The following is a 24,830-nucleotide window of genomic DNA, read 5'->3' as shown; positions in this document are numbered from 1 at the left end:
GGTTAATCAAGCGACTAAACGTCCTGCAAAAACGAAAAAAGACTTATGGATACAGCAAATGGTTGAGCGCAAAGGAAAACGGTGTGCTGCTGTCGCGTTAGCCAACAAAACGGTACGAACGGCCTTTGCTATGTTGGCAAATGGTACAGAATATAAAGCAGAGCTTTTGGCTGTTTAAAAGAGTTGTTAAACAACAATAATGCTCAATAAAAGATGAAAATCAGCTTGTTTAGTCAGTGCTTCGCTTAGAGCCGTTAGCTCGTCCATGAGATTTGACAACAAGTTCGCGTAAATATCATAGAGCCTGGGATAGCTTCCCCAATTAGAGCTCGTACATAAGCACGCATTTATTCTTTAATTGATCTTTAATGTTGTTGACAAGGGGGAGTCCACATAAGCGGAGCCATCCCCTTGGCTGACCCAAGGTAACATTAGGCTAACGCGAAACTCACTGCCCTCGCCGACCACAGAATGAGCTTGTATATCACCGCCCATGATTTCCGTCAGCAACTTCACTATGGTCAAGCCCAAACCTGTGCCGGGTAAGTTGCCAGTACTGACATCGCGGACTCGCTCAAACGGATCAAAAATGCGCTTTAAATGACCTTCTTTAATGCCAACGCCCGTGTCGCGAATGACAAACTCCGCCACTTGATTGCGATAGTTCACTTCGAACAAAACCGAGCCTTTTGGCGTGTATTTAACCGCATTTGACAACAAATTGATCAAAATTTGCCGCAAACGCTTTTCATCCGTCACCACATGCTGAGGTAAAGGCGCGAGAATTTTCGATTGTAATTGAATGCCTTTGTCACGAGCCTGCATGGCAAACATACTGTTTAGCTGATCGATCAATTTCGGCAAATCCACCGTATTGCGATACAGATCAAAACGCCCTGCCTCAATCTTCGAAATATCCAACAAACCTTCAATCAAATCGGCCAGATACAAACCACTGCGATGAATAATATCCAGGCCATTCTGATGCCCTGATGGCGTATTGGCTTTTTCAGATAACAGCTGTGCATAGCCAATAATAGATTGCAGCGGCGTGCGTAATTCGTGGCTAATCCCCGTAAGATAACGACTTTTCGCCTCATTTGCCCGCTCGGCTTGTTCTTTTGCATTTTGTAATGCACGGTCAGTTTCTTGGTGAGCGTCAATCTCACGAATCAATTTCCGAGTTTGCCGATTCGACTCTTTCTGCGCCACCACTCGGCTTTCATGGGCAAGCACAAACAACCAAGACAAGACACCAGAGACAATCAATAAAGTAAAAAACAGCGCCAACATGGTGTCTTTCAGCAAGACAGCTTCATTCAGCGAACTCGGTGCCATTTGCCGATAAATCAACATCATCAATGCTGCGTTAATGATGTTGATCACCAGCAATAAAGACGCAAAACGACCAAAACGAGAACTCAGTGCTTTTACCAATCCCTTGGGCAAAAACAGCTTTAAGAAATAATCACTCTGCTGACCAATACTCGCCTGCGGCTTGCAGCTGTCTAAACAGCGCACATCCAAGGAACAACACAAGGAACAAATCGGCTGCATGTAGGCCGAGCAAAAACTCATGTCTTCCGTTTCGAAAGCATTCTCACAAATCCCGCAGGTCAAGGTGACATACTTAGGGTTGCGCTGTCTTGCCAGCTCGATCATCGGAATCAGTTCGGTACTTTGACGTGCTAAGTAATACTTACCCTTGGTGAGCCATGCGATCAGTGGCACAAAGACAAAACACGAGCCCAGCGAAATAAAGTGACACAAACTTTTTGCCACTTCCCCAAAGACACCTAAATAACTCACCAACCCCAATGACGTGGCAATCAACATAGAGCCTGTTCCCACTGGGTTTATGTCATACAAATGCGCCCGCTTAAACTCCACATAGTTAGGGCTTAGTCCTAAAGGTTTGTTAATCAACAAGTCCGCAGACAAACTCCCCAACCAACTCACGGCGGCTATTGCAAACACACCTAGAATCGCGCCCAAGGCTTGATAAATGCCCAACTCCATCAGCAATAACGCAATGGTAACGTTAAACACTAACCAGACGACACGGCCTGGATGAGAGTGGGTTAAACGCGAGAAGAAATTGGACCAAGCAATGGAACCCGCATACGCATTGGTTAAATTGATTTTCATCTGACAGATAAACACAAACACCGCTGCCAACAACAAGGCCGTAGTCGGGGAGGTAGTCAAAAAGAAAAAGATGCGCTGATACAAATAAGTAGGGTCTGTCGCTTGAACCACACTAGCGCCATCAGAAATTGCTAAATAGGCCAAAAATGAGCCTAACAGCATTTTGATCGCGCCAATAAATACCCAACCAGGGCCAGCTAAAATAAGCCAAAACCACCAGCGTCGGCGATTTTGTTTGTTCTTGATCGGGAAAAAACGTAAATAGTCGACCTGCTCACCAATCTGCGCCATAAGAGCAAATAACACAGACGCCGCCGAACCAAACAGTATCCAATCGAAATGCGTACTTTGTGGTAAATCCACCGGCGCGTATTGCGTCCAGCCTTCGAAGTTTTGGTATTCCTGCGTCACTACCACCCCAATCGCAGCGACTTGCAACACCAACCAAATCCACTGGCTGCCATTTTGAAAACGGCTGATAGCACGAATACCGTGCGTTACGATAGGAATCACAAAGATAGCCGAAAGCGCATAACCCAAGGCCAACGGAATGCCCAACAGAACTTCCATCGCCGAGGCTAAAATCGCTGCTTCGATAGCAAAAAAGATAAATGTGAATGTGGCGTAAATCAGTGAGGTTATCGTCGACCCAAGATAGCCAAAACCCGCTCCTCGAGTCAGTAAATCTATGTCCAAGCCATGCTTGGCAGAATAATAAGCAATGGGAAAGCCAGTGATAAAAAACACCGCCAATACCGTGAGAATGGCCGCTACGGCATTGGTAAACCCATACGCCAGTGTAATAACCGCGGCCAATCCCTCTAAAGCTAAAAACGCGGTCGCACCGAGCGCCGTATGACCGACACGCTCAATGCTCATGACATGACCTTGCTTGGAGCTGCTGTCATGCCTAGAAGTGTAACGCAGGGCGTAATCTTCCATCGTTTGGTCAGCAACCCACTTGTTATAGTGGCGTCGCACTTTAAAGATCTTTTGTGCCGCAGTCATAATATCTCGGACTTAGGTATTAGAGTGCCGCTCCGTGGCTTACAAGACAAAAGTGAGTTAAGCAAAAGCAAGCACCAAACCCGCTGTCGCAATTAAAGAACCACTAATGCGTGTCACCAAAGGCGTACCGATTTTCGCCATTACCTGACCAAAGCCTAGACCAACTGCATGCAAACCCGCTGTTGCCAAAGCAAAACCTAACGCATATTGCAGACCATTGGCATTCAAAGGCATTTCCATTCCATGTGCAGCACCGTGGAATAACGCAAAACCACCAGCAATCGCCACGCAAACCGCCGTTGGTAAACGCTTAGCAAACAACACCAAAGCACCAAGAACAATCACAGACAGTAAAATACCTTGTTCAACAAATGGTACTGACATACCAGCCACAGCCAAACCACCACCAAGGATCATCGTCATAACAAACGCAACGGGGATTGCCCACAAAGCGCGACCACCAATGCTCGCCGCCCAAAGACCAATCGCCACCATGGCTAAAAGATGATCCAAACCACCCATAGGGTGAGAAAAGCCCGCCATAAAACTGGACGCGTGTTCGTGCCCCGGATGAGCAAATACAGAACCTGCCGCTACTAACGAAGCCGCAGCAAACAAGCCTTTTGTTTTCAATGCCTTCATAAATTTCTCCTAATACTTGATCAACCAAAAATTAATACTTCCCAACGAAATAACGAGCGCAGTAGCTATTTAAACGACGGCTTTCGCTGCAGGTATTTCTTTTGCTTCCAACATCCCTTCAGACACAATAATCTGAATAATTTCATCCAAACCTTGGGCACTTTTGAGGTTAGAAAAAATGAAAGGACGATCGCCACGTTGAATTTTGGCGTCGTGCGCCATAACATCCAAAGACGCGCCAACCAAAGGCGCTAGATCAGTTTTATTAATAATCAACAAATCCGATTTCGTAATACCAGGACCGCCTTTACGAGGAATTTTGTCACCAGCAGATACGTCAATAACATAAATGGTAAAGTCGGATAACTCTGGGCTGAACGTCGCACTTAAGTTATCACCACCACTTTCCACGAATACCACATCCAATGCGCCGTGGCGTTCTAATAACTGATCTATTGCCGCTAAGTTCATCGACGCGTCTTCACGAATTGCCGTATGAGGACAGCCGCCTGTCTCCACACCCAAGATACGATCCGCATCCAAGGCTTCATGCTGGGTTAAGAACTTCGCGTCTTCTTGGGTGTAAATATCATTGGTCACCACGGCAATGTTGTAATAGTCACGCATAGCACTACACAAAGAACGCAATAAAGCCGTTTTGCCTGATCCTACTGGACCACCTACACCAATTCGTAATGTTTGTTTTTTCATATTAGGTTCCTTGTTCTTAACTCAATAATTAATACTCGGCGGTTCTTAGCTCCTCGTCTCCATAAGGAGGGAACTAAAACACTAAGAGCGAAATAGCCGCGAGTATTGTGTTTCGTGTAGCGCGCTAGCGATGGCGATAGCTGGTAATCCTGCGCCAACACGCTCTTCTTCAATATTTAATGACATGGCAATGGCATGTCGAATATCTGTCTGTAACTCACCTAGCAATTCTTGCGCTTGTGTTTGCCCAAGGGGGACTAGCTTGGTTGCTGCAGCAATTTGGTTTTCTAGCCAAGACCAAGTAAAGCCTAGACAAGCAAGATCCACTTCTAGCCCCCAATGGTTGGCGGCAATGGCAAACAAGGTAACAAAGCTCATCTCATCTAAACGCTTAAATGGCGTATCTATTTGCAGGCTGCCCATTAGACGAAATAAAGCTTCCCCCATCGCAGTATCATTCAGTCGCAGCTCTTTGGTTTCTCGGCAGGCCAGTACCAAATCATTCAGTTCAAATAATCTTTCTGTGTTTTGCTGCTTAGCGGCGTCCATGCATAACCGCAGCACAGGTAAATCCACACGAGCTACCGATTGTTGCAATTGCAAGCCAATCCAGTCAGATACTTCGGCTTTGTTTTTCACCCAACCTTGATCAATGGCATATTCCATGCCCTGAGAAAAAGCAAAGCCGCCCACAGGCAAACCCACGCTGCTTAATTGCAAAAGCCGCAATAAACGAATGTCTGTGGTGACAATGTTAGTGGTGACTGTGTCCATGACTGTAAGCTCCAGATTCAGGCACAAACACCGCTTCTTCATGGGTAACGATCAAACCAAGCATATGTAACATGTCTTCTAATACATGGTCTGGTTTGATACGTAGCCAACGCTCACCAATTTGGATTTTGGTATGGCGATTACCTAAGTGATAACAAGCCTTGGAAAAAGCTTCCCAATCTTCGCAACTGGCATGAGCCACATCTTCTACGGCACCAGCGACTTGAACTATCTTGCCGCATTCAGATTTTAAGAATTCCCCTACTAACAGCGGTTTACCGCGTTCAAGAAAAACACGAACTTCCTCGTTATTTTCACCGACAAGTTTTAAACGTCCGCGGTCACGCTGTTCATGGGTTAACGTCACAGTGGTGTAAACCGGATCATGGCAATGTGTGCCTAATCTTTCGTAAATATCTAGCATGCTATCTTCCTCAAAAAAACGTTCCTAAAAAAGAGCCTAAAAAAGCGTGTAGAGTTGTGCGAGAGGTAACCTCTCCGCAGGCTCACAGGTTAATAACTCCCCATCCGCTCGCACTTCATAGGTTTGCGGATCGACAGTAATATTTGGGAGCCAATCGTTATGGATCATATCGAGCTTGGAAATATTGCGCGTGTTTTTACAAGCCACCAAAGTACGTTCCAATCCAAGACTTTCCTTCAAGCCATTATTCAATGCGGCCTTAGATACAAAGGTCACAGACGTCGCTGCCGCAGCCTTACCACAGGAGCCAAACATAGGCCGATAATGCACAGGTTGTGGGGTTGGAATGGAGGCATTTGGGTCACCCATTGGAGCGCTGGCAATCATGCCACCTTTGATAATCATCGAAGGTTTCACGGCAAAAAAAGCGGGCTTCCACAAGACCAAATCGGCCATTTTTCCCGGTTCAATTGACCCCACTTCGTGACTGATACCATGAGCAATGGCAGGGTTGATGGTGTACTTAGCAATATAACGACGAGCACGAAAATTATCCGCACCCAATTCTTGATCTTCTGGTAATAAACCAAACTGTTGCTTCATTTTGTGGGCTGTTTGCCATGTGCGAGTTACCACTTCGCCCACTCGTCCCATCGCTTGGGAATCAGACGAAATCATACTGAAAGCGCCACGATCATGGAGAATGTCTTCCGCGGCAATGGTTTCTTTACGAATCCGCGAATCAGCAAAAGCTACGTCTTCTTCGATATTACTGTCCAAATGGTGACATACCATTAGCATGTCTAAATGCTCATCAACCGTGTTGTGAGTATAAGGGCGCGTTGGGTTGGTTGAAGAAGGCAGAACATTTGGGTTAGAACAAGCTTGAATAATATCTGGAGCGTGACCGCCGCCTGCGCCTTCGGTGTGATAAGTGTGAATGACACGATCTTTAAAAGCATCAATGGTGCTATCAACAAAGCCAGATTCGTTCAGCGTGTCGGTATGGATAGCTACTTGCACATCGTAGGCTTCTGCGACACTCAAACAACAATCAATTGATGCTGGGGTAGTTCCCCAATCTTCATGCAATTTTAGCCCACATGCGCCCGCTTCTAACTGCTCCTCTAAGGCCTCTGGCAGACTGGCGTTACCTTTGCCTAAAAAACCTAAGTTCATCGGCATACTGTCGGTTGCTTGTAACATCTTGCCAAGATACCAAGGACCCGAAGTACAAGTCGTTGCTTTCGTTCCCGTAGCAGGTCCAGTACCGCCACCAATCATGGTGGTGACGCCAGAGGTTAACGCTTCTTCCACTTGTTGCGGACATATAAAGTGTATGTGGGCATCAATGCCTCCCGCGGTCAGAATAGAACCTTCTCCAGCAATCACTTCAGTGCCAGGGCCAACCACAATATCCACATTATCTTGTACGTCTGGGTTGCCCGCTTTACCCACTTTAAAAATGCGGCCATCTTTGATGCCAACATCGCCTTTCACAATTCCCCAATGGTCCAACACCAGAGCATTGGTAATCACCAAATCTACGGCAATCTCATTGGTCACTTGGCTTTGTCCCATACCGTCACGAATGACCTTGCCACCACCGAATTTCACTTCGTCACCATAGACGGTGAAATCTTTTTCCACCTGAATCCAAATATCAGTATCGCCTAAACGCACACGGTCGCCAGTAGTCGGGCCGAACATCTGCGCATAACTTTGTTTGTCCATCGTCGCCATTATTCTGCTCCTACCAATTTACCCATGACTTCACCTCGGAAACCGTAAATGGTCTTCGTACCTGCGTATTCGACTAACTCCACTTCACGACCTTGACCTGGCTCAAAACGCACAGCGGTGTCAGAAGCGATATTCAAACGAAAACCTTTGGTTAATTCACGATCAAAAGACAAGGCTGGATTCACTTCGTAAAAATGATAATGGGAGCCAATTTGCACAGGACGATCACCGGTATTTTCGACGCGAATTTTCACCGTCTTGCGACCCACATTGAGTTCGATAACGCCTTCGGCAACCTGTATTTCACCTGGAATCATGGAGGTTCTCCTTCCCTAATTTATAGGATTATGAACGGTGACTAACTTGGTCCCATCTGGGAACGTCGCTTCCACCTGCACTTCGTGGATCAACTCCACCACACCATCCATCACTTGTTCCGCGCTTAATAAGGTTTTGCCGTAGGCCATTAATTCCGCCACGGTTTTACCATCGCGAGCGCCTTCGATAATTTCCATGGTGATGAACGCCATAGCTTCGGGGTAGTTCAATTTTAGACCGCGATTCAAGCGGCGCTCGGCAAGCAAGGCAGCGGTAAATACAAGAAGCTTATCTTTTTCTCTTGGCAGGAGTTCCATTTATATCTATGCCTCATTGTGTGACTTTTAAATTAAATTTAATGAACAAAAATAGAGCGTTCGCACAATTTTAGGTCGCCCAAATTCTTGGTTCATTGGATTCTTTATTGATTAATGCGGGACGAATTTCTCGCCAACACTGAATAAATAGCTGCTTCACTTGTTCGGAATCATGATGAAGACTGCGCACGAAAATGTACTCGCCAACCAAACTTACGCCACTCACTGAGTTATGTTGCGCGCAATGTTTTCGTAGGGAGTCGATCAGTTCATCATGGCTCGCTGAATGAGAAGCATGGGTCAGGTCAAAGGGGCCAGCAATCATCAAACCATTAATGGGTTTGCCAGCTAGCCCAGCTTTGGCCGCGAAAACCGTTCGGCTACTATCATCTATCACCAAACGTTCACGCACCTTAAGACGACCATTTTGGCGAATTTCAAAGCCCTGCTCTGCATGACCTTGCGCAAAATCCTCTTGATTGGCGGGTAAACCAAAACACGTTATTTCCCAACCAATAAACTTGGCGTTATCCGCAAGATGTATACGGTTTTCAAGGCGTGTGTGGGCATTGGGATACAGAATGGTTTCTTGTGGCAACCATTCCATTAAGCTGTTTTCAGCCACATTAAGCTGGGTAATTTGGTGTTGTAGCGTTTTATCCTTTCGAGCACGATAAACACGACCCGCCCCAGGGGTTGTGATCAAAACATGTGTATTTTCGGCTAGGTTTGCCGTGATAGTGAGACGATCCCCAGATACCAAACCACCTGGCGGATGCAATAAATAGATGTGTGCCGTGTCTCGACCTTCAGGGTAAAAAGGCTTTTGCACATACAAAGGCCCTTTATGATCACAGGTTTTCAGCACAGTACCACGGGCTGTTTTACTAAAGCCTAACGTCAGAAACGCATGCCACTGCGAAGCACCAACTTCGGGCAACATGGACGTTTCTATCAGCGGCTTTTGGTCGTATTGTTCTGCCAAAGCAAGATTATGTTTATTATTCATTGATGCCCTATAGCGTTTTTTGCGTATCGCCTAATCGCTCAACAATGCAAAAATCAGACCGCCAAGTATTGTTTTATCAGGGTGTCGTTGAGATTTTCCATTTTATCCGCCGCCACAATGCGTCCCTTTTCCATCAGACGAAATTCTTTCCCGACGCGACGAGCGAAGCCAAGCTTTTGTTCCACCAAGATAACGGTTAATCCTTCTTCTTCGTTCAGCTTTAAAATCACATCGCCGATTTGCTTCACAATGTTCGGCTGAATACCTTCGTTAGGTTCATCAAGAATCAAGACTTTTGGCTCTAATACCAAAGCACGGCCAATCGCCAGCTGCTGTTGCTGGCCGCCTGATAAATCACCACCACGACGATGCAACATGTCTTTCAATACCGGAAAAAGCTCAAAGATTTTCTCTGGAATTTCTTTTGGAGAGTCTTTCGTGCGCTTACCACGCACAGGCAAACCAATACGCAGGTTTTCTTCTACCGTGAGCATGGGAAAAATATCTCGCCCCTGAGGCACATAACCAATGCCTGAATAAGCGCGTTTTTCGGCGCTTTGTTTATTCAGTATTTCGCCTTCCATGGTGATCTCGCCTTTTGTGATCGGCAACAAACCCATGATGGCTTTTAGTAAAGTGGTTTTACCCACGCCGTTGCGTCCCATGATGCAAGTTATAGAGCCGGGAACTATGTCTAAATCCAAGCCCCAAAGTATCTGTGTACCACCATAAAGTTGATCGACATTGTTAATGGAAATCATGCTGTGGCTCCTGCTATTGTTTGCGCTTTCTCGCTAGCGGCTTCTTCACCAAGGTATACTTCAATTACGTCTTTATTACTTTGAATCTGATCCATAGTGCCTTCGGCCAATACGGAGCCTTGGTGCAAAACGGTTACCGTACGAGCAATGCTGCGCACAAACTCCATATCGTGCTCCACGACAATTACGGTTCGCTCTCCGGCTAAAGACGTTAACAACTCCGCCGTGCGTTCCGTTTCTTGCGCTGTCATGCCAGCCACTGGTTCATCGATCAATAACAGCCTTGGATCAGCCGCTAGCAACATGCCGATTTCCAACCATTGTTTTTGTCCGTGAGACAAGGAACCCGCCAGCATAAAACGCTGCTTAGCCAAACCAATGGTTTTTAGCACCTCATCAATGCGATCAATTTGCGTTGGCGTTAAACGCGAGAATAAAGTCGGCAAAACACGTTTGTCGGTTTTAAGGGACAATTCCAAATTATCGAACACGGTTTGCTCTTCAAACACAGTCGGCTTTTGGAATTTACGACCTATGCCAAGCTGAGCAATTTCCGCTTCGTCTTTATTTAATAGGTTGTGATTCTGTCCAAAGAAAACCGTACCTGAATCGCACTGAGTCTTACCGGTAATCACGTCCATCAAGGTGGTTTTGCCCGCTCCATTGGCACCGATCAAACAACGCAATTCGCCGTCATTGATATACAAATTCAGATTATTTAATGCTTTAAAACCGTCGAAGCTTAAATTCAAATCTTCCACGTAAAGAATCATCTGGTTATCGACGTTTACGGCGGCCTGCTCGGGTGCCAAAAATGGCCACACCTGATCTCGGCGGAAGAATTCACGGGTACTATCTAAGGTACTCATGCTTGCGACTCCTTTTTCGTAACACTGTTTCGCTTAGCCTTTAGCTGGCCATACAAGCCCATCAAACCTTTTGGTAAATACAAGGTAACCAAGACAAACATGGCTCCAAGGGCAAATAACCAAGCATCTGGCATGATGGCTGTAAAACGGGTCTTCGCGTAGTTCACCAATAAGGCTCCAATCACCGCACCAATCAAGGTGCCACGACCACCAACAGCCACCCAAATCACCATCTCAATAGAGTTGATTGGAGAAAACTCACCTGGGTTGATAATGCCCACTTGCGGCACATACAAAGCGCCAGCTATGCCCGCAATGACAGCGGAATAGACAAACAACCAGACCTTGTAACGATCGGTGCGATAACCGATGAAACGTGAGCGAGATTCAGAGTCACGAATCGCCAACACCACCTTGCCAAAGCGAGAAGATAAAATCTTCTGACTGATCACAAAGATTACTGCCAGCAAAATCGCTGTGATTAAGAACAAGGCAACACGAGTACTGTCGGCTTGCAGACTGAAACCAAGGATTTCTTTAAAGTCGGTCAAACCATTATTGCCACCAAAGCCCATTTCATTGCGGAAGAAAGCCAACAACAAGGCATAGGTCAACGCTTGCGTCATGATGGAAAGATACACACCAGTAACACGAGAACGAAACGCCAACCAACCAAACACAAAGGCCAATAACCCCGGAATAAACACCGCCATCAGCATAGCGAACCAGAACTGATCCATGCCCAGCCAAAACCAAGGCAATTCTTTCCAGTCTAAGAACACCATGAAGTCAGGTAGTATTGGGTTACCGTAAACGCCACGATCACCAATTTGGCGCATTAAATACATGCCCATCGCGTAACCGCCCAAGGCGAAAAATGCCCCATGTCCTAAACTCAAAATGCCGCAATAACCCCAAATAATATCCACCGCCAACGCCAGCATGGCGTAGCACAAATACTTACCTAAAAGCGTGATGGTGTAAGTGCTGACATAGAAGATCGAGTCGGCGGGTAAAAACAGATTCGCGGCCGAAGCCAAAATCGTTACACCTAATAAAATCACCACAAATGGCAGAGTGTGTTTGCCCGTCGAGCGTCCTTCAGTAAACCAAGCTGTAAGACGTGTCATTCTGCCGCCCTCCCTTTTTGTGGAAAGAGTCCCTTAGGACGTTTTTGAATAAAGAGAATAATAAACACCAACACCAGAATAGCCGCGAGAACCGCCCCCGTCGTTGGCTCAAGAAATTTCGTCGCGATCCCCAAAGTGAAGGCCGCAACCAAGGTTCCTAACAAGTTACCCACACCACCGAACACCACCACCATGAAAGAATCGATAATGTAAGATTGTCCCAAGTTAGGCCCTACGTTGGTCAATTGGCTCAACGCCACACCTGCAATACCCGCGATACCAGAACCTAAACCAAAGGTCATAGCATCCACCCAATTGGTTTTCACACCCATGGCTTTTGCCATGTTGCGATTTTGCGATACCGCACGAACGTTTAGACCAAGGGGAGTTTTCTTCAATACAATCACCAAGACGATAAATACCAGCAAGGCAAAAGCAAGAATGTACAAACGGTTCAACGTCAAAGACAACACTGGGTTTATTTCCCAAGAGCCGCTCATCCAGCTAGGCGTAGACACCTGACGGTTAAGTGGCGAGAAAATCGTCCGCACCAATTGCTGCAAGATCAGACTGATACCAAAGGTCGCTAGCAAGGTTTCTAATGGGCGACCATGCAAGCGACAAATCACCAAACGCTCGATCAACACGCCCATCAAACCCGACACCAAAAAGGCCGCAGGAATCGCTACCCAAATTGAATAATCGATGTAATTCGGCATCATCAACTGCACCACATACGTCGTGTAAGCGCCGAGCATAATCATTTCGCCATGGGCCATGTTAATAACGCCCATTACCCCAAAGGTAATTGCCAAGCCAATGGACGCCAGCAACAACACCGAGCCAAGGCTCAAACCAAAAAACAACTGATCGACAAAAGCAAAACGATTCGCCCGTTGCGCGATTTTTTCTAAAGCGATATTCGCCGCAGTCACCACCGCCGTATTGTCGTCACGTGTTAAGGTCGTCAGTAGGTTTCGAACATCATTTTCTAAACTAGAGGAAAGCTTTTCAATCGCAGCGATACGGTTAGACGCTGCCAATTCCGTTTGTGACGCAGTATTCATAGCCAACGCCAATCCCATAGCGTCTTTTACTTTTTTATTGGTCTCGTTCGGGTAAAGACCTTCTAACACTGCCACTGTGCTACCATCTAATTTGGACAGTAATTCGCGTACGGCATTTTCACGCACGCTTGGCGATTTGGAAGTAAGTTGAATACGGGCAATGGCGTTACGCAAATACCCACGTAAGTTATTGTTCACACGGATTTTGTCGACATCACGCCTATCAATGCCAGCGTTGATTTCGTCAGTAAATACGTCTTTGTAATAAGTTTCGCCGTTGCTTTCGAATTCACCAATGACCTTTTTTTCTGCCTTGATGTAATACAAGTTACCGTTTAGTAAGGTGCGTAGTAGCGGCAGAACGGTTTCATCGGATACGGCTTCGATTCTGACTAAAATAGGCTCCATGTCTTTGATTTTGGCTTCGCCCAACTCTGCAAGCAAAGGGTCAAAAGAAGCCGCTTCAGCCGCATGAGTAGAAAGGGAAAAGAGCCCAAAAAGACAGCAACAAAGCGCAATGCAATGTCTCAAGGTGATACGTCTCAAGGTCATACTCCAAGTGTCGTAGGTTTATTGCGATAGCATTCAAAAACACAACGCTAAAAAGAAGTTAGAAGCTTGTTCGAAGGTAAAAAATAACTCTCTGGCTAACTCGCTAATTAGCCTGCTAGACAGAGAGTCGAGGTTACCCCTGGGAATGGGTCAAATTAGTAATTCTGACCAGAACATGTCTTAGTTTTGGTGTTGTAGTTACCGCACTTGATCGGCGCCGTCCAATCTGAAATCAGATCTTTAGAGCCTGGTAAGAAGTCAGACCAAGCATCACCTGCAACCACACCATCAGTTTCCCAAACCACTTCAAACTGGCCATCGTCTTGGATCTCGCCAATCAATACAGGCTTGCTCAAGTGATGGTTTTTGTTCATTACTGCAATACCGCCAGTAAGGTTTGGTGTTGTTTGACCGATCATAGCCTGCTCAACCGCATCAACATCTGTTGTGCCCGCTTTCGTTACCGCGTTTGCCCACATTTTGAAACCGATGTAAGTCGCTTCCATTGGGTCATTCGTTACGCGATCAGGATTTTTTGTGTATGCATGCCAAGCCTTGATGAAGGCTTCGTTTTCAGGCGTGTCTACACTTTCGAAATAGTTCCAAGCCGCCAAGTGACCAACCAACGGTTTCGTATCTAAACCAGAAAGCTCTTCTTCGCCCACAGAGAAAGCCACCACTGGGATATCTTCAGAAGAAATACCTTGGTTACCCAATTCTTTATAGAAAGGCACGTTGGCATCACCGTTGATGGTAGAAACCACAGCCGTTTTCTTACCTTCACTACCGAATTTTTTAATATCAGAAACAATCGACTGCCAATCAGAGTGACCAAATGGCGTGTAGTTGATCATGATGTCTTTTGCTGCAACGCCTTTGCCTTTTAGGTAGGCTTCAAGAATTTTGTTGGTGGTACGTGGATAAACGTAATCTGTTCCCGCTAGCACAAAACGCTCTACGCCAAGATCGTTCATCAAATAATCCACCGCAGGAATCGCCTGTTGGTTTGGCGCAGCTCCTGTGTAGAACACGTTTTTAGACGACTCTTCGCCTTCGTACTGAACTGGGTAGAACATCAAACCGTTCAACTCTTCCAATACAGGCAATACCGATTTACGAGAAACCGATGTCCAACTACCAAAAATCACATCCACTTTGTCTTTGGTTAATAACTCACGACCTTTTTCTGCAAACAATGGCCAGTTTGATGCTGGGTCAACCACCACAGCTTCGATCTTTTTACCTAACAAACCACCCTTTTTGTTTTGCTCATCCACCATCATCAAGACAGTGTCTTTTAGCGTGGTTTCAGAAATCGCCATCGTGCCAGACAAGGAGTGCAACACACCGACCTTGATTGTGTCTGCTGCCAGCGAAGGAAGCGCAATAAGCGTTGCACCAGAGAGCACAATCGCAGATGTAAGCGTTTTGATTTTCATAGTTGGAGCCGTCCTATTGTGATTTATAATATTTTTGGTTTTTTTAGACGAGGCATGAACACCTCAAATCCGTAGAGCCAGTATTAAAAAATCAACGATAGAAAGGTATGCGCGAAATGACTTACAGGGATACGTCATTTGACGTATAGGGCAATACGAATTGCCTTTTTTAAAAACATTTTTGGTTACTTTTAAATGGCTTTGAGATTGCGAGTTTATTCCGCCCTGCTGGGCGTGTTACTTTTGCCCGCTATTTAATTCAAGAACGTACAAAAGTAACCAAAAATTCGCTTTAAGATCTTTAATGCCTGATTCTTTTCATAGGTGCATGATTGCTTCCTACGCTCCTTGTATCGTAAGGCATAGATTGTTTTTTCGGTGGAAGATAGCTCGTCAAACAATGACTCTGAAACTCCATAAGATCGCGCAACTTCGTTGCGTCGAACTGACCTCATCGGTTTTCGTAGGGCGCGATGAGGGAGGTACGACCGTGATCCGCCGTTGAAAGCGAAGCTTTCATTTTCTAAGGTAAGGCGTCTTTTAGTCCAACGCGGAATTTAGGTTCCATTCAAACGCTTTGTATTCCCAACCTTTATTCCGCCCTGCTGGGCGTGTAACTTTTGCCCAGAGCCGCAAAAGTAACCAAAAGGTCTCTTTAAGATCTTTAATGCCTGATTTTTTTCATAGGCGCATGATTGCTTCCTACGCTCCTTGTATCGAAAGGCATAGATTGTTTTCGCTGTTGTAAAGAAGGATATTTTCAACTGACTCTGAAACTCCATAGGATCGCGCAATCATGATTGCGTCGAAGTTCGTTCTTCTGTGGTATGAGTTCAGAAAGTGTGGATGGGCTTTAACAGGAATAATTGTTTTTATAGGTCTGCATAAGGGAGGAACGACCGTAATCAGACGGTTTAAAGCAAAGCTTTCATTAGGTAAGTATTTCTTTAGAGCGACATCAAGATTTGTAAACTAAACACTGGCAGCTAATTGGGAAGTCTTTTAGTATCAATCTATAAATATCTACACCTAACAAATATCGCTCTACCGAGACAAGCTATAGCGCACATATACACAATAAAATCATGCAAACTGGTGAAAATATGCGATACAACATGGAAGATGGTTTCGGTCTGAAAAACCTTTTCGAAAATATATTCGGTCGAAAGGCGTGGTATGAGCTTAAGCATTCCACAGATATCATTTTATGGAAAAAATATTGCACTCGCCTTCTATCTGCAATCGAAGTGTCCGCGAAGGCGACTGTTCAAATAGCTGATGAAGATTGGTTTGAGCAGCTTTCGATGGAAGCAGAGCATGGGAAAAAAATGCTGCAATTGTCAGAAGATTTTGAACAGCTATTCGCTAATCTAGCAGCATCACTTGGAACTATAAGCTTTTTGCAGTTGGGTTTGATTCCCTACCGCCTAACGCATGAAAGCGTAACATTAAGACATCCAATTAACTGGAAGTTAGACCAATATCGTTCTGTTCAGTACGTCCAGAATTCTGAACAGCGACAAAACTCATATAACAAGAAAAAGCAGTCAGGCATATAAATACAGCACTATTTTGCCCACTAATAATAGGGAAATATAATGAGAGAAAAAAAATGGGCAGACGTAATTGCCCATAAAATACACAACCATTTGCAGGCTAAAAATAAAAACTTAGCCGCAGATTCAGCTCAAAAACTTATTTATAAAAACGAGGTAACCGATTACACAAACCAAGTCCCAACATATAATACAATGTCGTATGAGACAGATATCCTTATTTATGAGTGGCTTAGCGAAGAAAGATGGAAACCACGTGTCGTTATTGAAGTAAAAATTACTAGTGTAACTACGCACGATGCAATTACATACAGTAAAAAGTCTAAAGATCATAAAACTATTCACCCATATCTTCGTTACGGAATATTTATTGGCAACCTCGGTGAAAGTCGTATCCCTGGTCGCCTTATACGGCATGGAGAGAATTTTGACTTTATGATTTCTTGGCAAGATTTTGACCCGTCTAAAAAAGAATGGGAGTCATTTATGCGTAAAATTTTAGCCGAAGTAGTCGCATCACAAAAACTGGACACAATGCTCTTTGATACAAGATCAAAATCCAGAGAAAAAATCTCGATATTACATCGCCCACTTGTTACTGAGTTGACATAATGACTATGCCACTACATAACTAGCCATTTCACCTATTTAAAATATACAGAAGTATCGTATTTTCACATGTCATAAGAGACAGTCTCAGGAGATATGGTATGACTATATTAGATAAAATGAAAACGAGAGTAAGGCGCTCTAAGCGTTCTGTATTTTTGGGCTCTGATTTTACTGATATAGCAGATTACGACCAAGTAGGACGGGCATTACGTACTTTAGTACGTGAAGGTAATGTGATGAAAATAGGCTATGGATTGTATGTTCGCGCTAGAGAAAACAGTATCACTGGCAAGCTAATGGCAGACAATCCAGCTGGGGCGGATGGTGTTATGATCGAAGTGATGGAAAAGCTTGGAGTTGAATACCAACTTGATGAACTTTCTTCCATGAACATGGTTGGCGAGAGTACACAGATTCCGGCCAGTATCAAAATTCGCCCAAAAAGCCCACGTTTTAAACGCAAAATCATATTAGGAAACCAACGTGTCAACGTTGCTTAACTATTTCGCTCATCGAGCAAGGCTTGCCAACCAATTAAACCATCTTTTAACCCCAACTGAGTGCCTAAACCTTCCAGCGCATCCAATCCTCGTTTGAGTTCAATTGAAGAGGCTATTTGGTAAGCATCCAGCCAAGTGTTAATGGCTTTATCTTTCTGGTTATTCTTATAATAGATATGACCTATATTAAATAAGGTATTGCAAAGGCCTGCTTTATTGTCAATTTCCTTTTGAATCGCCAAAGATTGTTCTAGGTAGCCTGATGCCGTGTCTTTGTCTCCTTTGGAAAGAACAATGGTTGCCATATTATTCAGGGTAATGCTTTTTCCTACTTTATCGCCTATTTCTTCTTTTATCTTTAAAGATTGTTTTAGGTATCTTAATGCCGTGTCATTATCGCCTTTGGCCGTATAAATTTGCGAGATATTATTCAGCGCAACGCCTACGCCAGCTTTGTCGCCGATTTCTTCTTTAATCACTAAGGATTGCTCAAAGTAACTTAATGCCGTGTCTTTGTCTCCTTTGGAAAAAGCAATATCTGCCATATTATTCAATCCTCCTTTATCGCCTATTTCTTCTTTTATCTTTAAAGATTTTTTTAGGTAACTTAGTGCCGTATCAATATCTCCTTTATCACTGTAAATTCGCGAGATATTATTCAGTGTAGTGCCTTCACCAACTTTGTCACCGATACTCTCACTAATATTTAAGGATTGTTCTAAATAGTCTAATGCGGTGTGGTAATCGCCTTTGGCTTTATAAATTTGAGAAATATTATTCAGTGTAGTGCCTTCGCCCACTTTATTTTCAATACCTTTGTATATATTTAATGCCTTTTGCAGGAGCGGTAGAGCCTTGCCGTAGTTTGATAGGTGGAGATAAATGATAGCCATCTGGTTTAACGCAGTTGCTTTAGTATAATGATTGCCGGTTTGTAGTAGCGCCGGTAGCCAAGTTGTAAGTGGAATGAGGTAATGGCAATGTAAGGTGAGTTGATTGACGATACGAAGGGCGACATCATGCTGAATAATTGACTCTTCTTCATTTAGACTCGCGGTGAGTAGGATTTGCCACCATGTGAAGGCAGTTTTGTTATCTGGGTAGTCAGTTGCGCAGCGATGTAAGCTTTGTTGGGTGTTGTTTGGGGCGAGTTTTAATGCGTGCATGAGTATGCGACGCTTAGTGGCTGTGGGTTTATTGGCTGGGAGAGCATAGTGCTGTAATAGGAAGTATTCCCCAATAAGATCAGGTTGTAAGTATCCGCCTTGGTGACCCGCTAAGATTTCGATGCTTTTCATAGCGCTTTCTATTTCTTTTTCTGACCCGATTAGCTGACAGGCAAGTAACGTTTGAATGTTGTCTTCTTCTTTTTCCCAATCAAACCCACCTATTAATGTGGCAAAGGCAAGTAGGTCGATAGCTTGGTGGTATTGTTCATGGGAAAGGTCGTCAAGCTGACGTTGCCATGCTTGCTTTTCTCTACTGTATATATTGTCCAGAAGGTCTAGATGTTGCCATTGACGAATGTCGGCAAGGGAATTATGTGCCAGTGCGATTGCTACCATGCCTAAAAACAGAGGGCTGCCTTGTGTAGTGATTGTGTGTATGGTGCCCCAAATGGTGTGGTCTTTTTCTGGTAAATTGTCGCTGGCTTCTAGGTTATACAAAAAGCTTGCAAGTGCGGTTTGTTGGTCGGTTTTATTCAATGGAGCAAGCTCAATTGGTTCAGCCGTATAAAAAGCATTTTTTCGAACTAAGGCTGCGCTAGACCCTGTGGTAAGGTGTTCCCACCAATCTTGGTTTTTGTATTCCCTTTCTAATATTAAAATTCGCACAGGACAGAGATAATCGTCTTTATGTTGAATTATATGGTCTAACCAATTAGCAATTTGTTTACTATGTGAGGCCGCATAATCAATAACAATAATAGTAGGTTGTAATGGCGTCCATTTATGCAAAGCATCAGGTACATCGAGTTTTGAGGCATGTAAAAAACCCACATCCCAAAGGTAATCATGGCGAGAAATGGATTCTAAAGCCAAACGACTTTTACCTATGCCGCCTGCACCAGATATTGCCCACCAGCTAAACATGGTTTCTTGATCATAAAATTCGTCAAGTCGATTTAGCTGAGTATCACGGCCAATTAAATCGGAATGTTGCTTAAAGTAGGTCAGCCAAATAGCACTGCCTTTTTCTACGGTTTCAGCTTGAGACTTGAGCTGGTCAACGGACTTCAAATCCAAATCGAATGAAAGCAAATCAATAAGGTGATGTAGATTATTACTAATACCAAGTTGTTGCTGATGGTTTTTTTCTTGTGCCAAAAGTAGATGCACTAGACCTTGTTGTTCAGCATTAAGTTGAGTCCAACTTGGTGTTGCTTGTAACTGCTTTAACTGTTCAGGATCGGCTACTTGCATAGCACGCTGATAAGTCTTATCTGTACGAGTTTTCAAGGTATCGAGTAACGTGCGACTCAATTTTTCATACAAGGGTCTGTGGGTTAAATTATCATGTAATTTATTTACCCAAGACTGAACGATCACCTTTCCAAGTTGAGACAATCTGTTAAGCACAAAAGGAATAATGTATTTTAGAGCAAGCCGAGAGGCTGCTTTGTTAATGCCATAATCTTCATGTAACCAATCAGCTAACAGTTTCACACTGTCTTTATCGGTAAAAAAATCTTCGAATTTAGTGAGTTCTTCAATTACTTGATCGAAAGTTAAATCTACAGAAATATTTGCTCCGTTCTCACCTTGGTTTTCCATGAACTATCCATGCTTAAAATATGTTCTATAAAAGCTAACCAGTACTAAGGGCTTGGTCAACTTGCTTTTTATTAAAACAGACTAATTCATGCTAATTAAACGCCCTTTCTATTAAAGTCCACCAACAATACCAACGGCTACGTCTTAGTAAAAACCACTATCACCTTAAAAGGCAGCCTCTTTCAACCGCTCTATCAACTCCATAGCTCCCTCTTTATTTTTCGTTCTATCTGGATGGATGAGGTAGTAGGCTTTTCTTAGGGGAAGTGTGATTGGGCTGAGTGTGATGAGTTGCCCTGTTTTCAGTGCGTTTTGGATGAAGAGTCCTTGGCCGAGTAGTAGGCCTTTGCCTTGTATGGCGGCGTCGATCGCCATGCTGGAGAGGTTGAATTGTGGGCCTTTGTTGGTTTTTCGGTTGCGGTAACCTGCGGCGGTTAGCCAGTCTTGCCAGTTGGGTAGGTATGGATTCTCCTCGCCCCAGTCGATATGGATCATTGGTTTTTCAAGTAATGCATCTAAATCCCCCTGTGCTATTCCGTTAACGAGTGATGGACTGGCGACTAGGTGTACTTCGTCTTGGAATAGAAAATCGTGGTTCAGTGATTTGTCTTGTTTACCAAAGCTGATGCTTGCATCACAGCGGCTCAAGTTGAAGTCTACCGATGTATGGCTGGCTTCCACTCGTATTTCTAGGTCTGGGTGTTGTTCCATTATGTGCAGTACTTTGGGCATTAACCACAAGCTCGCAACGGAGGGTAATGTGTGGAGTGTAAAAATCGTTTGCTGCTTTAATTGGTCTAAGCTGGCTTGTCCACGTTGCAGGTTTTCAATCGCTTGGTTGGCAAAGTATAGGTATTGCTGACCTGCTTGAGTCAGTTCCACACCCAGTTTTGAGCGTTCAAACAGCGTTGTGTCTAGATGAGATTCTAGCTGTTTTATTTGTTGACTGACGGCCGCTGGCGTTATGCACAAGGCTTTTGCCGTTTTCGCAAAGTTGCCTGTGTACGCTGCGTTTATAAAAGTGATTAAGCTGTTCAGGTTAGGCAGTTTTAACATGATGCTCTCGTAGAATGAAGGCGGTGCAAAACGTGGTCACTTATTAACATTATTGTTAAGCAAAAATTAATGATGAGTGTATAAAATATTGATTTAACTGTTTTGCTAACTTCATTAATCTGGACGATATCCTTGGCAATATAAAAGATCAAAAACTAAAGGGGAACACTGATGTCGTTATCCAATATTATTAATGAGACAACTTACCCTATTGAAGATAATGACTTTAGAGAAGATTGTAAAAAGACTTTGGCAGAAAACGGGGCTTTGGTCTTGCCTGATTTCCTCAATCATAAGGCGATTCAAGCCGTTATTGAGGAAGGCGAGATGAAGAAGGATCTTGCTTGGTATACGAAGTCCACCCATAACGTTTACTTAACGAATGTCGATCCAAGTTATGACGCTGATCATGCGAGAAACAAGCAGGTCATTTCGTCTAAAGGTTGCATCACGGACGATCAAATTTCTGAAAACTCGCCACTAAGACAGCTTTATGATTCGGCGGTATTTCGAGCCTTTCTTGCCAGTGTGTTAGACGAAGAGGCGCTGTATAACTACGCAGATAATCTTTCTTCTATCAATTTGCATTACGCCAGCGAAGGCCAAGAGTTAGGTTGGCATTTCGATAACTCGTCATTTGCCATTACTTTGTTAATTCAAAAGCCTGAGAGCGGCGGTGTGTTTGAATATATTGAAAACATGCGTGACGCAGATGCTGGCGAGATGAATTATAGCGGTGTTAGTGAGGTTCTCGCGGGACAGAAAAAGGTCAAAGAATTGGCAATCGAGCCCGGTGCTTTGGTGCTTTTCCGTGGTCGAAATGCCATTCACCGAGTCACACCAACACAAGGCGATACCACTCGTATGTTGGCGGTTCTCGCCTATAACTCACAGCCCGGAATTGCGTTATCAGAAGCCGCAAGCAAAACCTTTTATGGGCGAGTGAATTAGGAACGTTACGAGCGTTTTAAAGCGCTCGCATCATGACTTTGGCATCTTCGCCGTAACTCTCGCTCGCTTGTTGATCCGTCATTTCAACAAAGCCATGTTTTTGCCAGAATAGTACTGAAATCAATAAAGCGCTTTGGAAACCCGCTGTGGTTAGTAAGTCTTCCAGCTTAGATAAATACGAATGTTCATCACCCAATATCAAGGTACAACTAAGATTACTTAAGGTGTTTCTGAGGAAGTTGAGATCGCCCTAATACAGCAACAATAAGGATGGAGTCTGTTTCTTTGGTGTAATACGCAACATGTTTACCCACTGGGAAGTAAAAACCATTGTGGTGTATGTCATCACAAGGCCTTCCTAACTCAGGGTTATCAGCTAGCGTCTGAAAACCTGAAAGTAATGTGGCTTTGTATTTACGCCATTGAGGTTCGGCAAAATGCTCCACTGTATAGCTTTTTATCTTAAGCAGATGATCTTGAGCCAATAGGCTCAGTTTGAAGTGTTTATTTTGCATATCGGTGTAGTGAGCAATCAAAGAGAGTTTATAAAAGTCGCACCATCAACCACGCCACCGCTGTCGACATCTTTTTTTGCTGATTCAAAACAGTATTTGAGGTAATCGACCTTCATTGCTTCTAGTTCTTCGAAGTCTTTCATCGACATAACAACAACTGTATCTTTACTATTTTTACTAATGATCACAGGCTCACGCTGGGCGCTTAAAAGAAGCTCGCCAAAATTTCGTTTTGCGTCATTTGCCGTTAATGTGTTCATTGTAAACCCCTCATTCAAAGTTATGAAAAGTATAGCTTATCGTGCGAATCGATTAAAGCGATCGAATCGTGCGATTTTAAAAGTAAAACCTTGTTGAATTTATTCTGCGCAATGAACTATAGAAAAGCCAAGACCTAACAAACTATAACGAGATTTTAAGTATGCCGTTTTTCTACTCTTTTGTTTGCTCTCAAGCTTCCTCGAAGCGGTTCCCACAAGAAAGATTCTCTCCTAATAGGTATCTAGCAAGCAAACTAGGCAGATGCAGAGAAAGGCCGCCTTGTATAAGCTGCCGCCATCGCAACAGCTATCGTTGCCATATTTTGTCGGTTAGAGTAACAGTATGATATTGTCATACTGTTTTGAATTAAGGGTTCTAGCTATGGGCATGCATAGAAAAACAATCACGCTGACTGAACAACGAAACAATTGGGTAAAGAGTCAAATCGAAAGTGGTCATTTTGGCAATGACAGTGAGTATATCCGTGATCTCATTAGAAAGGATCAACAAGCCAAAGAGCGTCTTGCCATTCTTAGGCAGGCTCTCGTTGAAGGCGAATCGAGCGGAGAATCTAAACCACTTGATATATCAGCCATCAAGACGGCAGGTCACAAAAGAATAAATGCAGCCAAGTAATGTTCAGGCTTAGCATTACACCGAAGGCAGAATCAGACCTAATCGGAATTTGGGTTTATATCTGTGAAGAATGGGGCGTTGATCAAGCAGATACTTACATTGATCAGTTGGAAACAGAAATGAAACAATTAATGAATCACCCATCTCTCGGTACCAATTATGCCCATGTTTTCCCAGGATATCGTCGATTACTGCTTGAACATCATGCTGTTTTTTATCAAGTACTTGAAACTGAAATACTTGTTGTTCGTATATTACACGAGGAAATGGACGCCCCCGAACGACTTCTTGATTAGCGACAGTTATAGATAGTTTACGTAATCAAGCTCCGAGCTCACTTTGCGGAACCAGATGATGAGACCAAACACCTTAAAGCGCTCGCATCATGACTTTGGCATCTTCACCGTAACTCTCGCTCGCTTGTTGATCCGTCATTTCAACAAAGCCATGTTTTTGCCAAAATGATACTGAGTCTTGTACAGAAACCAGTAAGGCTTTTTGAAAGCCAGACGATACTGCAGTATCAAGTAAATGCGTGACCATTTGAGAGCCCACTCCCCTTCCCACGGCACGTTTTGATAGTGCTAGGTCGTGCAGAAACAATATGGGGCCATGGCTTCCTTCTGGTAGAGGTTGGTATAACTTGGGCGGCGTTTCACCGTGCCAAGCATGAGCCAATAAATATCCCAATATGTTCCGCTTCTCTTGCCCACCTTGCTCTTCTAGCTCACTTTTTTCTTCTAACCAGCTTCGTTCTCCTAAATAGGCAAAACAGCAGTCTGGCGATTGCTGCCATTTGCTTTGCAGTACTTCTAGGCTTTCAGGTTCGATTGCTGAATAGGCTTCGGCTTGGATCTTAAGTATTTCAGCCCACATGGTTTGGGTAATTGGCTGTATCGGCATGATCGTCCTTAAATGATGGCATTTGTCTCTGATGTACCTTATTTTTCTATTTCGTTTAAGTCAATAATGACACTGATTCTCTATCTTTTTTTACAAGAAAACCTCTGCTATTCAACATACACAAGCCTCGACGAACATTAATCAGACAAAAGCG

Annotated in this window: 26 protein-coding genes and 1 pseudogene; 7 read left to right on the top strand and 20 right to left on the bottom strand. The window is 44.0% G+C overall.

What is annotated here, in order from left to right; translation table 11 throughout:
• Positions 1 to 178 (top strand): annotated as a pseudogene (locus tag B6N13_RS23280) (IS110 family transposase); the annotation flags it as partial.
• A 176-nt stretch (positions 179 to 354) separates the two neighbouring features.
• On the opposite strand, the gene B6N13_RS02950 reads toward B6N13_RS23280, so the two are convergent.
• From B6N13_RS02950 to urtA, 14 genes are all read right to left on the bottom strand, one after another.
• Complete coding sequence (locus tag B6N13_RS02950; protein ID WP_348981517.1) at positions 355 to 3,156, bottom strand: ATP-binding protein; 2,802 nt, start codon at positions 3,154 to 3,156, stop codon at positions 355 to 357.
• 57 nt (positions 3,157 to 3,213) lie between these two features.
• On the bottom strand, positions 3,214 to 3,798 hold the full coding sequence (locus B6N13_RS02945) for a HupE/UreJ family protein (protein WP_012068678.1): 585 nt from the start codon (positions 3,796 to 3,798) through the stop codon (positions 3,214 to 3,216).
• 69 nt (positions 3,799 to 3,867) lie between these two features.
• A complete protein-coding gene (gene ureG, locus B6N13_RS02940) occupies positions 3,868 to 4,509 on the bottom strand; it encodes an urease accessory protein UreG (protein ID WP_012068677.1) in 642 nt (213 codons plus the stop codon).
• 81 nt (positions 4,510 to 4,590) lie between these two features.
• Entirely contained in the window at positions 4,591 to 5,283 is a 693-nt protein-coding gene (locus B6N13_RS02935; protein WP_169458424.1) for an urease accessory UreF family protein, read from the bottom strand.
• Positions 5,264 to 5,707: an urease accessory protein UreE gene (locus B6N13_RS02930; protein ID WP_012068675.1), complete on the bottom strand. Its 444-nt coding sequence runs from the start codon at positions 5,705 to 5,707 to the stop codon at positions 5,264 to 5,266. The genes B6N13_RS02935 and B6N13_RS02930 overlap by 20 nt, the downstream gene beginning before the upstream one ends.
• A gap of 36 nt (positions 5,708 to 5,743) precedes the next feature.
• The gene (gene ureC, locus B6N13_RS02925; RefSeq protein WP_169458423.1) at positions 5,744 to 7,450 is read right to left on the bottom strand and encodes an urease subunit alpha; all 1,707 of its coding nucleotides are present in this window, start codon (positions 7,448 to 7,450) and stop codon (positions 5,744 to 5,746) included.
• Positions 7,450 to 7,767 carry an urease subunit beta gene (locus B6N13_RS02920; protein ID WP_169458422.1) on the bottom strand — a complete coding sequence of 106 codons (318 nt, stop codon included), beginning with the start codon at positions 7,765 to 7,767 and terminating at the stop codon, positions 7,450 to 7,452. Before B6N13_RS02920 ends, ureC begins: the two co-directional genes overlap by 1 nt.
• 15 nt (positions 7,768 to 7,782) lie before the next feature.
• Complete coding sequence (locus B6N13_RS02915; protein WP_012068672.1) at positions 7,783 to 8,085, bottom strand: urease subunit gamma; 303 nt, start codon at positions 8,083 to 8,085, stop codon at positions 7,783 to 7,785.
• Positions 8,086 to 8,155: 70 nt separating this feature from the next.
• A complete protein-coding gene (locus B6N13_RS02910) occupies positions 8,156 to 9,094 on the bottom strand; it encodes an urease accessory protein UreD (RefSeq protein ID WP_169458421.1) in 939 nt (312 codons plus the stop codon).
• A 53-nt stretch (positions 9,095 to 9,147) separates the two neighbouring features.
• The gene (gene urtE / locus B6N13_RS02905; RefSeq protein ID WP_169458420.1) at positions 9,148 to 9,855 is read right to left on the bottom strand and encodes an urea ABC transporter ATP-binding subunit UrtE; all 708 of its coding nucleotides are present in this window, start codon (positions 9,853 to 9,855) and stop codon (positions 9,148 to 9,150) included.
• Positions 9,852 to 10,724, bottom strand: coding sequence for an urea ABC transporter ATP-binding protein UrtD (gene urtD, locus B6N13_RS02900; RefSeq protein WP_169458419.1), 873 nt, complete (start codon positions 10,722 to 10,724; stop codon positions 9,852 to 9,854). Before urtD ends, urtE begins: the two co-directional genes overlap by 4 nt.
• Entirely contained in the window at positions 10,721 to 11,854 is a 1,134-nt protein-coding gene (gene urtC, locus B6N13_RS02895) for an urea ABC transporter permease subunit UrtC (RefSeq protein WP_169458418.1), read from the bottom strand. The genes urtD and urtC overlap by 4 nt, the downstream gene beginning before the upstream one ends.
• A complete protein-coding gene (urtB, locus tag B6N13_RS02890; protein WP_169458417.1) occupies positions 11,851 to 13,473 on the bottom strand; it encodes an urea ABC transporter permease subunit UrtB in 1,623 nt (540 codons plus the stop codon). The genes urtC and urtB overlap by 4 nt, the downstream gene beginning before the upstream one ends.
• 155 nt (positions 13,474 to 13,628) lie before the next feature.
• Entirely contained in the window at positions 13,629 to 14,912 is a 1,284-nt protein-coding gene (gene urtA / locus B6N13_RS02885) for an urea ABC transporter substrate-binding protein (RefSeq protein ID WP_100186805.1), read from the bottom strand.
• Positions 14,913 to 16,015: 1,103 nt separating this feature from the next.
• Here urtA and B6N13_RS02880 point away from each other — a divergent pair.
• From B6N13_RS02880 to B6N13_RS02870, 3 genes are all read left to right on the top strand, one after another.
• Positions 16,016 to 16,471: a hypothetical protein gene (locus tag B6N13_RS02880; RefSeq protein ID WP_169458416.1), complete on the top strand. Its 456-nt coding sequence runs from the start codon at positions 16,016 to 16,018 to the stop codon at positions 16,469 to 16,471.
• 39 nt (positions 16,472 to 16,510) lie between these two features.
• On the top strand, positions 16,511 to 17,080 hold the full coding sequence (locus B6N13_RS02875) for a hypothetical protein (protein ID WP_169458415.1): 570 nt from the start codon (positions 16,511 to 16,513) through the stop codon (positions 17,078 to 17,080).
• A 98-nt stretch (positions 17,081 to 17,178) separates the two neighbouring features.
• Positions 17,179 to 17,580: a DUF6088 family protein gene (locus tag B6N13_RS02870; RefSeq protein WP_169458414.1), complete on the top strand. Its 402-nt coding sequence runs from the start codon at positions 17,179 to 17,181 to the stop codon at positions 17,578 to 17,580.
• On the opposite strand, the gene B6N13_RS02865 is transcribed toward B6N13_RS02870, so the two are convergent.
• Entirely contained in the window at positions 17,577 to 20,354 is a 2,778-nt protein-coding gene (locus B6N13_RS02865) for a tetratricopeptide repeat protein (RefSeq protein WP_169458413.1), read from the bottom strand. The two genes, B6N13_RS02870 and B6N13_RS02865, sit on opposite strands and share 4 nt — an antisense overlap.
• A 165-nt stretch (positions 20,355 to 20,519) precedes the next feature.
• Positions 20,520 to 21,410: a LysR substrate-binding domain-containing protein gene (locus B6N13_RS02860; protein ID WP_169458412.1), complete on the bottom strand. Its 891-nt coding sequence runs from the start codon at positions 21,408 to 21,410 to the stop codon at positions 20,520 to 20,522.
• Between the two features lie 171 nt (positions 21,411 to 21,581).
• On the opposite strand from B6N13_RS02860, the gene B6N13_RS02855 reads away from it, so the two are divergent.
• A complete protein-coding gene (locus B6N13_RS02855; RefSeq protein WP_169458411.1) occupies positions 21,582 to 22,361 on the top strand; it encodes a 2OG-Fe(II) oxygenase in 780 nt (259 codons plus the stop codon).
• Between the two features lie 16 nt (positions 22,362 to 22,377).
• On the opposite strand, the gene B6N13_RS02850 is transcribed toward B6N13_RS02855, so the two are convergent.
• From B6N13_RS02850 to B6N13_RS02840, 3 genes are read right to left on the bottom strand one after another with little or no spacing between them, the layout of a single operon-like run.
• Entirely contained in the window at positions 22,378 to 22,557 is a 180-nt protein-coding gene (locus B6N13_RS02850; RefSeq protein ID WP_211172741.1) for a hypothetical protein, read from the bottom strand.
• Between the two features lie 19 nt (positions 22,558 to 22,576).
• Positions 22,577 to 22,876 carry a type II toxin-antitoxin system RelE/ParE family toxin gene (locus tag B6N13_RS02845; RefSeq protein WP_169458410.1) on the bottom strand — a complete coding sequence of 100 codons (300 nt, stop codon included), beginning with the start codon at positions 22,874 to 22,876 and terminating at the stop codon, positions 22,577 to 22,579.
• A gap of 17 nt (positions 22,877 to 22,893) precedes the next feature.
• On the bottom strand, positions 22,894 to 23,136 hold the full coding sequence (locus B6N13_RS02840; protein WP_169458409.1) for a type II toxin-antitoxin system Phd/YefM family antitoxin: 243 nt from the start codon (positions 23,134 to 23,136) through the stop codon (positions 22,894 to 22,896).
• A 388-nt stretch (positions 23,137 to 23,524) separates the two neighbouring features.
• Between B6N13_RS02840 and B6N13_RS02835 the strand changes: the two genes are divergently transcribed.
• Together B6N13_RS02835 and B6N13_RS02830 are read left to right on the top strand one after the other, a co-directional pair.
• A complete protein-coding gene (locus B6N13_RS02835) occupies positions 23,525 to 23,773 on the top strand; it encodes a type II toxin-antitoxin system ParD family antitoxin (RefSeq protein WP_248280202.1) in 249 nt (82 codons plus the stop codon).
• Positions 23,773 to 24,069 (top strand): type II toxin-antitoxin system RelE/ParE family toxin, encoded by a 297-nt coding sequence (locus B6N13_RS02830; RefSeq protein ID WP_169458407.1) that lies wholly within the window; start codon positions 23,773 to 23,775, stop codon positions 24,067 to 24,069. Before B6N13_RS02835 ends, B6N13_RS02830 begins: the two co-directional genes overlap by 1 nt.
• Positions 24,070 to 24,142: 73 nt before the next feature.
• Here B6N13_RS02830 and B6N13_RS02825 read toward each other — a convergent pair whose 3' ends face one another.
• On the bottom strand, positions 24,143 to 24,676 hold the full coding sequence (locus B6N13_RS02825; protein ID WP_169458406.1) for a GNAT family N-acetyltransferase: 534 nt from the start codon (positions 24,674 to 24,676) through the stop codon (positions 24,143 to 24,145).
• Positions 24,677 to 24,830 lie beyond the last annotated feature (154 nt).

Origin of the sequence: Marinomonas sp. UCMA 3892, from assembly GCF_012726345.1 — a bacterium.
In the GTDB taxonomy this organism is placed as follows: Bacteria; Pseudomonadota; Gammaproteobacteria; order Pseudomonadales; family Marinomonadaceae; genus Marinomonas.
Note: the sequence above shows the minus strand (reverse complement) of the source record. Positions and strands in the feature narration are given on the sequence as shown.

Excerpts from the sequence above, each read along its gene's own strand:
- urtE (WP_169458420.1), bottom strand. The coding sequence starts at position 9,855 with ATGATTTCCATTAACAATGTCGATCAACTTTATGGTGGTACACAGATA.
- B6N13_RS02855 (WP_169458411.1), top strand. The coding sequence starts at position 21,582 with ATGTCGTTATCCAATATTATTAATGAGACAACTTACCCTATTGAAGAT.
- ureC (WP_169458423.1), bottom strand. The coding sequence starts at position 7,450 with ATGGCGACGATGGACAAACAAAGTTATGCGCAGATGTTCGGCCCGACT.
- B6N13_RS02935 (WP_169458424.1), bottom strand. The coding sequence starts at position 5,283 with ATGGACACAGTCACCACTAACATTGTCACCACAGACATTCGTTTATTG.
- B6N13_RS02825 (WP_169458406.1), bottom strand. The coding sequence starts at position 24,676 with ATGCCGATACAGCCAATTACCCAAACCATGTGGGCTGAAATACTTAAG.
- B6N13_RS02860 (WP_169458412.1), bottom strand. The coding sequence starts at position 21,410 with ATGTTAAAACTGCCTAACCTGAACAGCTTAATCACTTTTATAAACGCA.
- B6N13_RS02950 (WP_348981517.1), bottom strand. The coding sequence starts at position 3,156 with ATGACTGCGGCACAAAAGATCTTTAAAGTGCGACGCCACTATAACAAG.
- B6N13_RS02930 (WP_012068675.1), bottom strand. The coding sequence starts at position 5,707 with ATGCTAGATATTTACGAAAGATTAGGCACACATTGCCATGATCCGGTT.
- B6N13_RS02910 (WP_169458421.1), bottom strand. The coding sequence starts at position 9,094 with ATGAATAATAAACATAATCTTGCTTTGGCAGAACAATACGACCAAAAG.
- B6N13_RS02915 (WP_012068672.1), bottom strand. The coding sequence starts at position 8,085 with ATGGAACTCCTGCCAAGAGAAAAAGATAAGCTTCTTGTATTTACCGCT.
- B6N13_RS02840 (WP_169458409.1), bottom strand. The coding sequence starts at position 23,136 with ATGAACACATTAACGGCAAATGACGCAAAACGAAATTTTGGCGAGCTT.
- urtB (WP_169458417.1), bottom strand. The coding sequence starts at position 13,473 with ATGACCTTGAGACGTATCACCTTGAGACATTGCATTGCGCTTTGTTGC.
- urtA (WP_100186805.1), bottom strand. The coding sequence starts at position 14,912 with ATGAAAATCAAAACGCTTACATCTGCGATTGTGCTCTCTGGTGCAACG.
- B6N13_RS02830 (WP_169458407.1), top strand. The coding sequence starts at position 23,773 with ATGTTCAGGCTTAGCATTACACCGAAGGCAGAATCAGACCTAATCGGA.
- B6N13_RS02875 (WP_169458415.1), top strand. The coding sequence starts at position 16,511 with ATGAGAGAAAAAAAATGGGCAGACGTAATTGCCCATAAAATACACAAC.
- B6N13_RS02865 (WP_169458413.1), bottom strand. The coding sequence starts at position 20,354 with ATGGAAAACCAAGGTGAGAACGGAGCAAATATTTCTGTAGATTTAACT.
- ureG (WP_012068677.1), bottom strand. The coding sequence starts at position 4,509 with ATGAAAAAACAAACATTACGAATTGGTGTAGGTGGTCCAGTAGGATCA.
- B6N13_RS02845 (WP_169458410.1), bottom strand. The coding sequence starts at position 22,876 with ATGCAAAATAAACACTTCAAACTGAGCCTATTGGCTCAAGATCATCTG.
- B6N13_RS02920 (WP_169458422.1), bottom strand. The coding sequence starts at position 7,767 with ATGATTCCAGGTGAAATACAGGTTGCCGAAGGCGTTATCGAACTCAAT.
- B6N13_RS02880 (WP_169458416.1), top strand. The coding sequence starts at position 16,016 with ATGCGATACAACATGGAAGATGGTTTCGGTCTGAAAAACCTTTTCGAA.
- B6N13_RS02870 (WP_169458414.1), top strand. The coding sequence starts at position 17,179 with ATGACTATATTAGATAAAATGAAAACGAGAGTAAGGCGCTCTAAGCGT.
- urtD (WP_169458419.1), bottom strand. The coding sequence starts at position 10,724 with ATGAGTACCTTAGATAGTACCCGTGAATTCTTCCGCCGAGATCAGGTG.
- B6N13_RS02835 (WP_248280202.1), top strand. The coding sequence starts at position 23,525 with ATGCATAGAAAAACAATCACGCTGACTGAACAACGAAACAATTGGGTA.
- B6N13_RS02945 (WP_012068678.1), bottom strand. The coding sequence starts at position 3,798 with ATGAAGGCATTGAAAACAAAAGGCTTGTTTGCTGCGGCTTCGTTAGTA.
- urtC (WP_169458418.1), bottom strand. The coding sequence starts at position 11,854 with ATGACACGTCTTACAGCTTGGTTTACTGAAGGACGCTCGACGGGCAAA.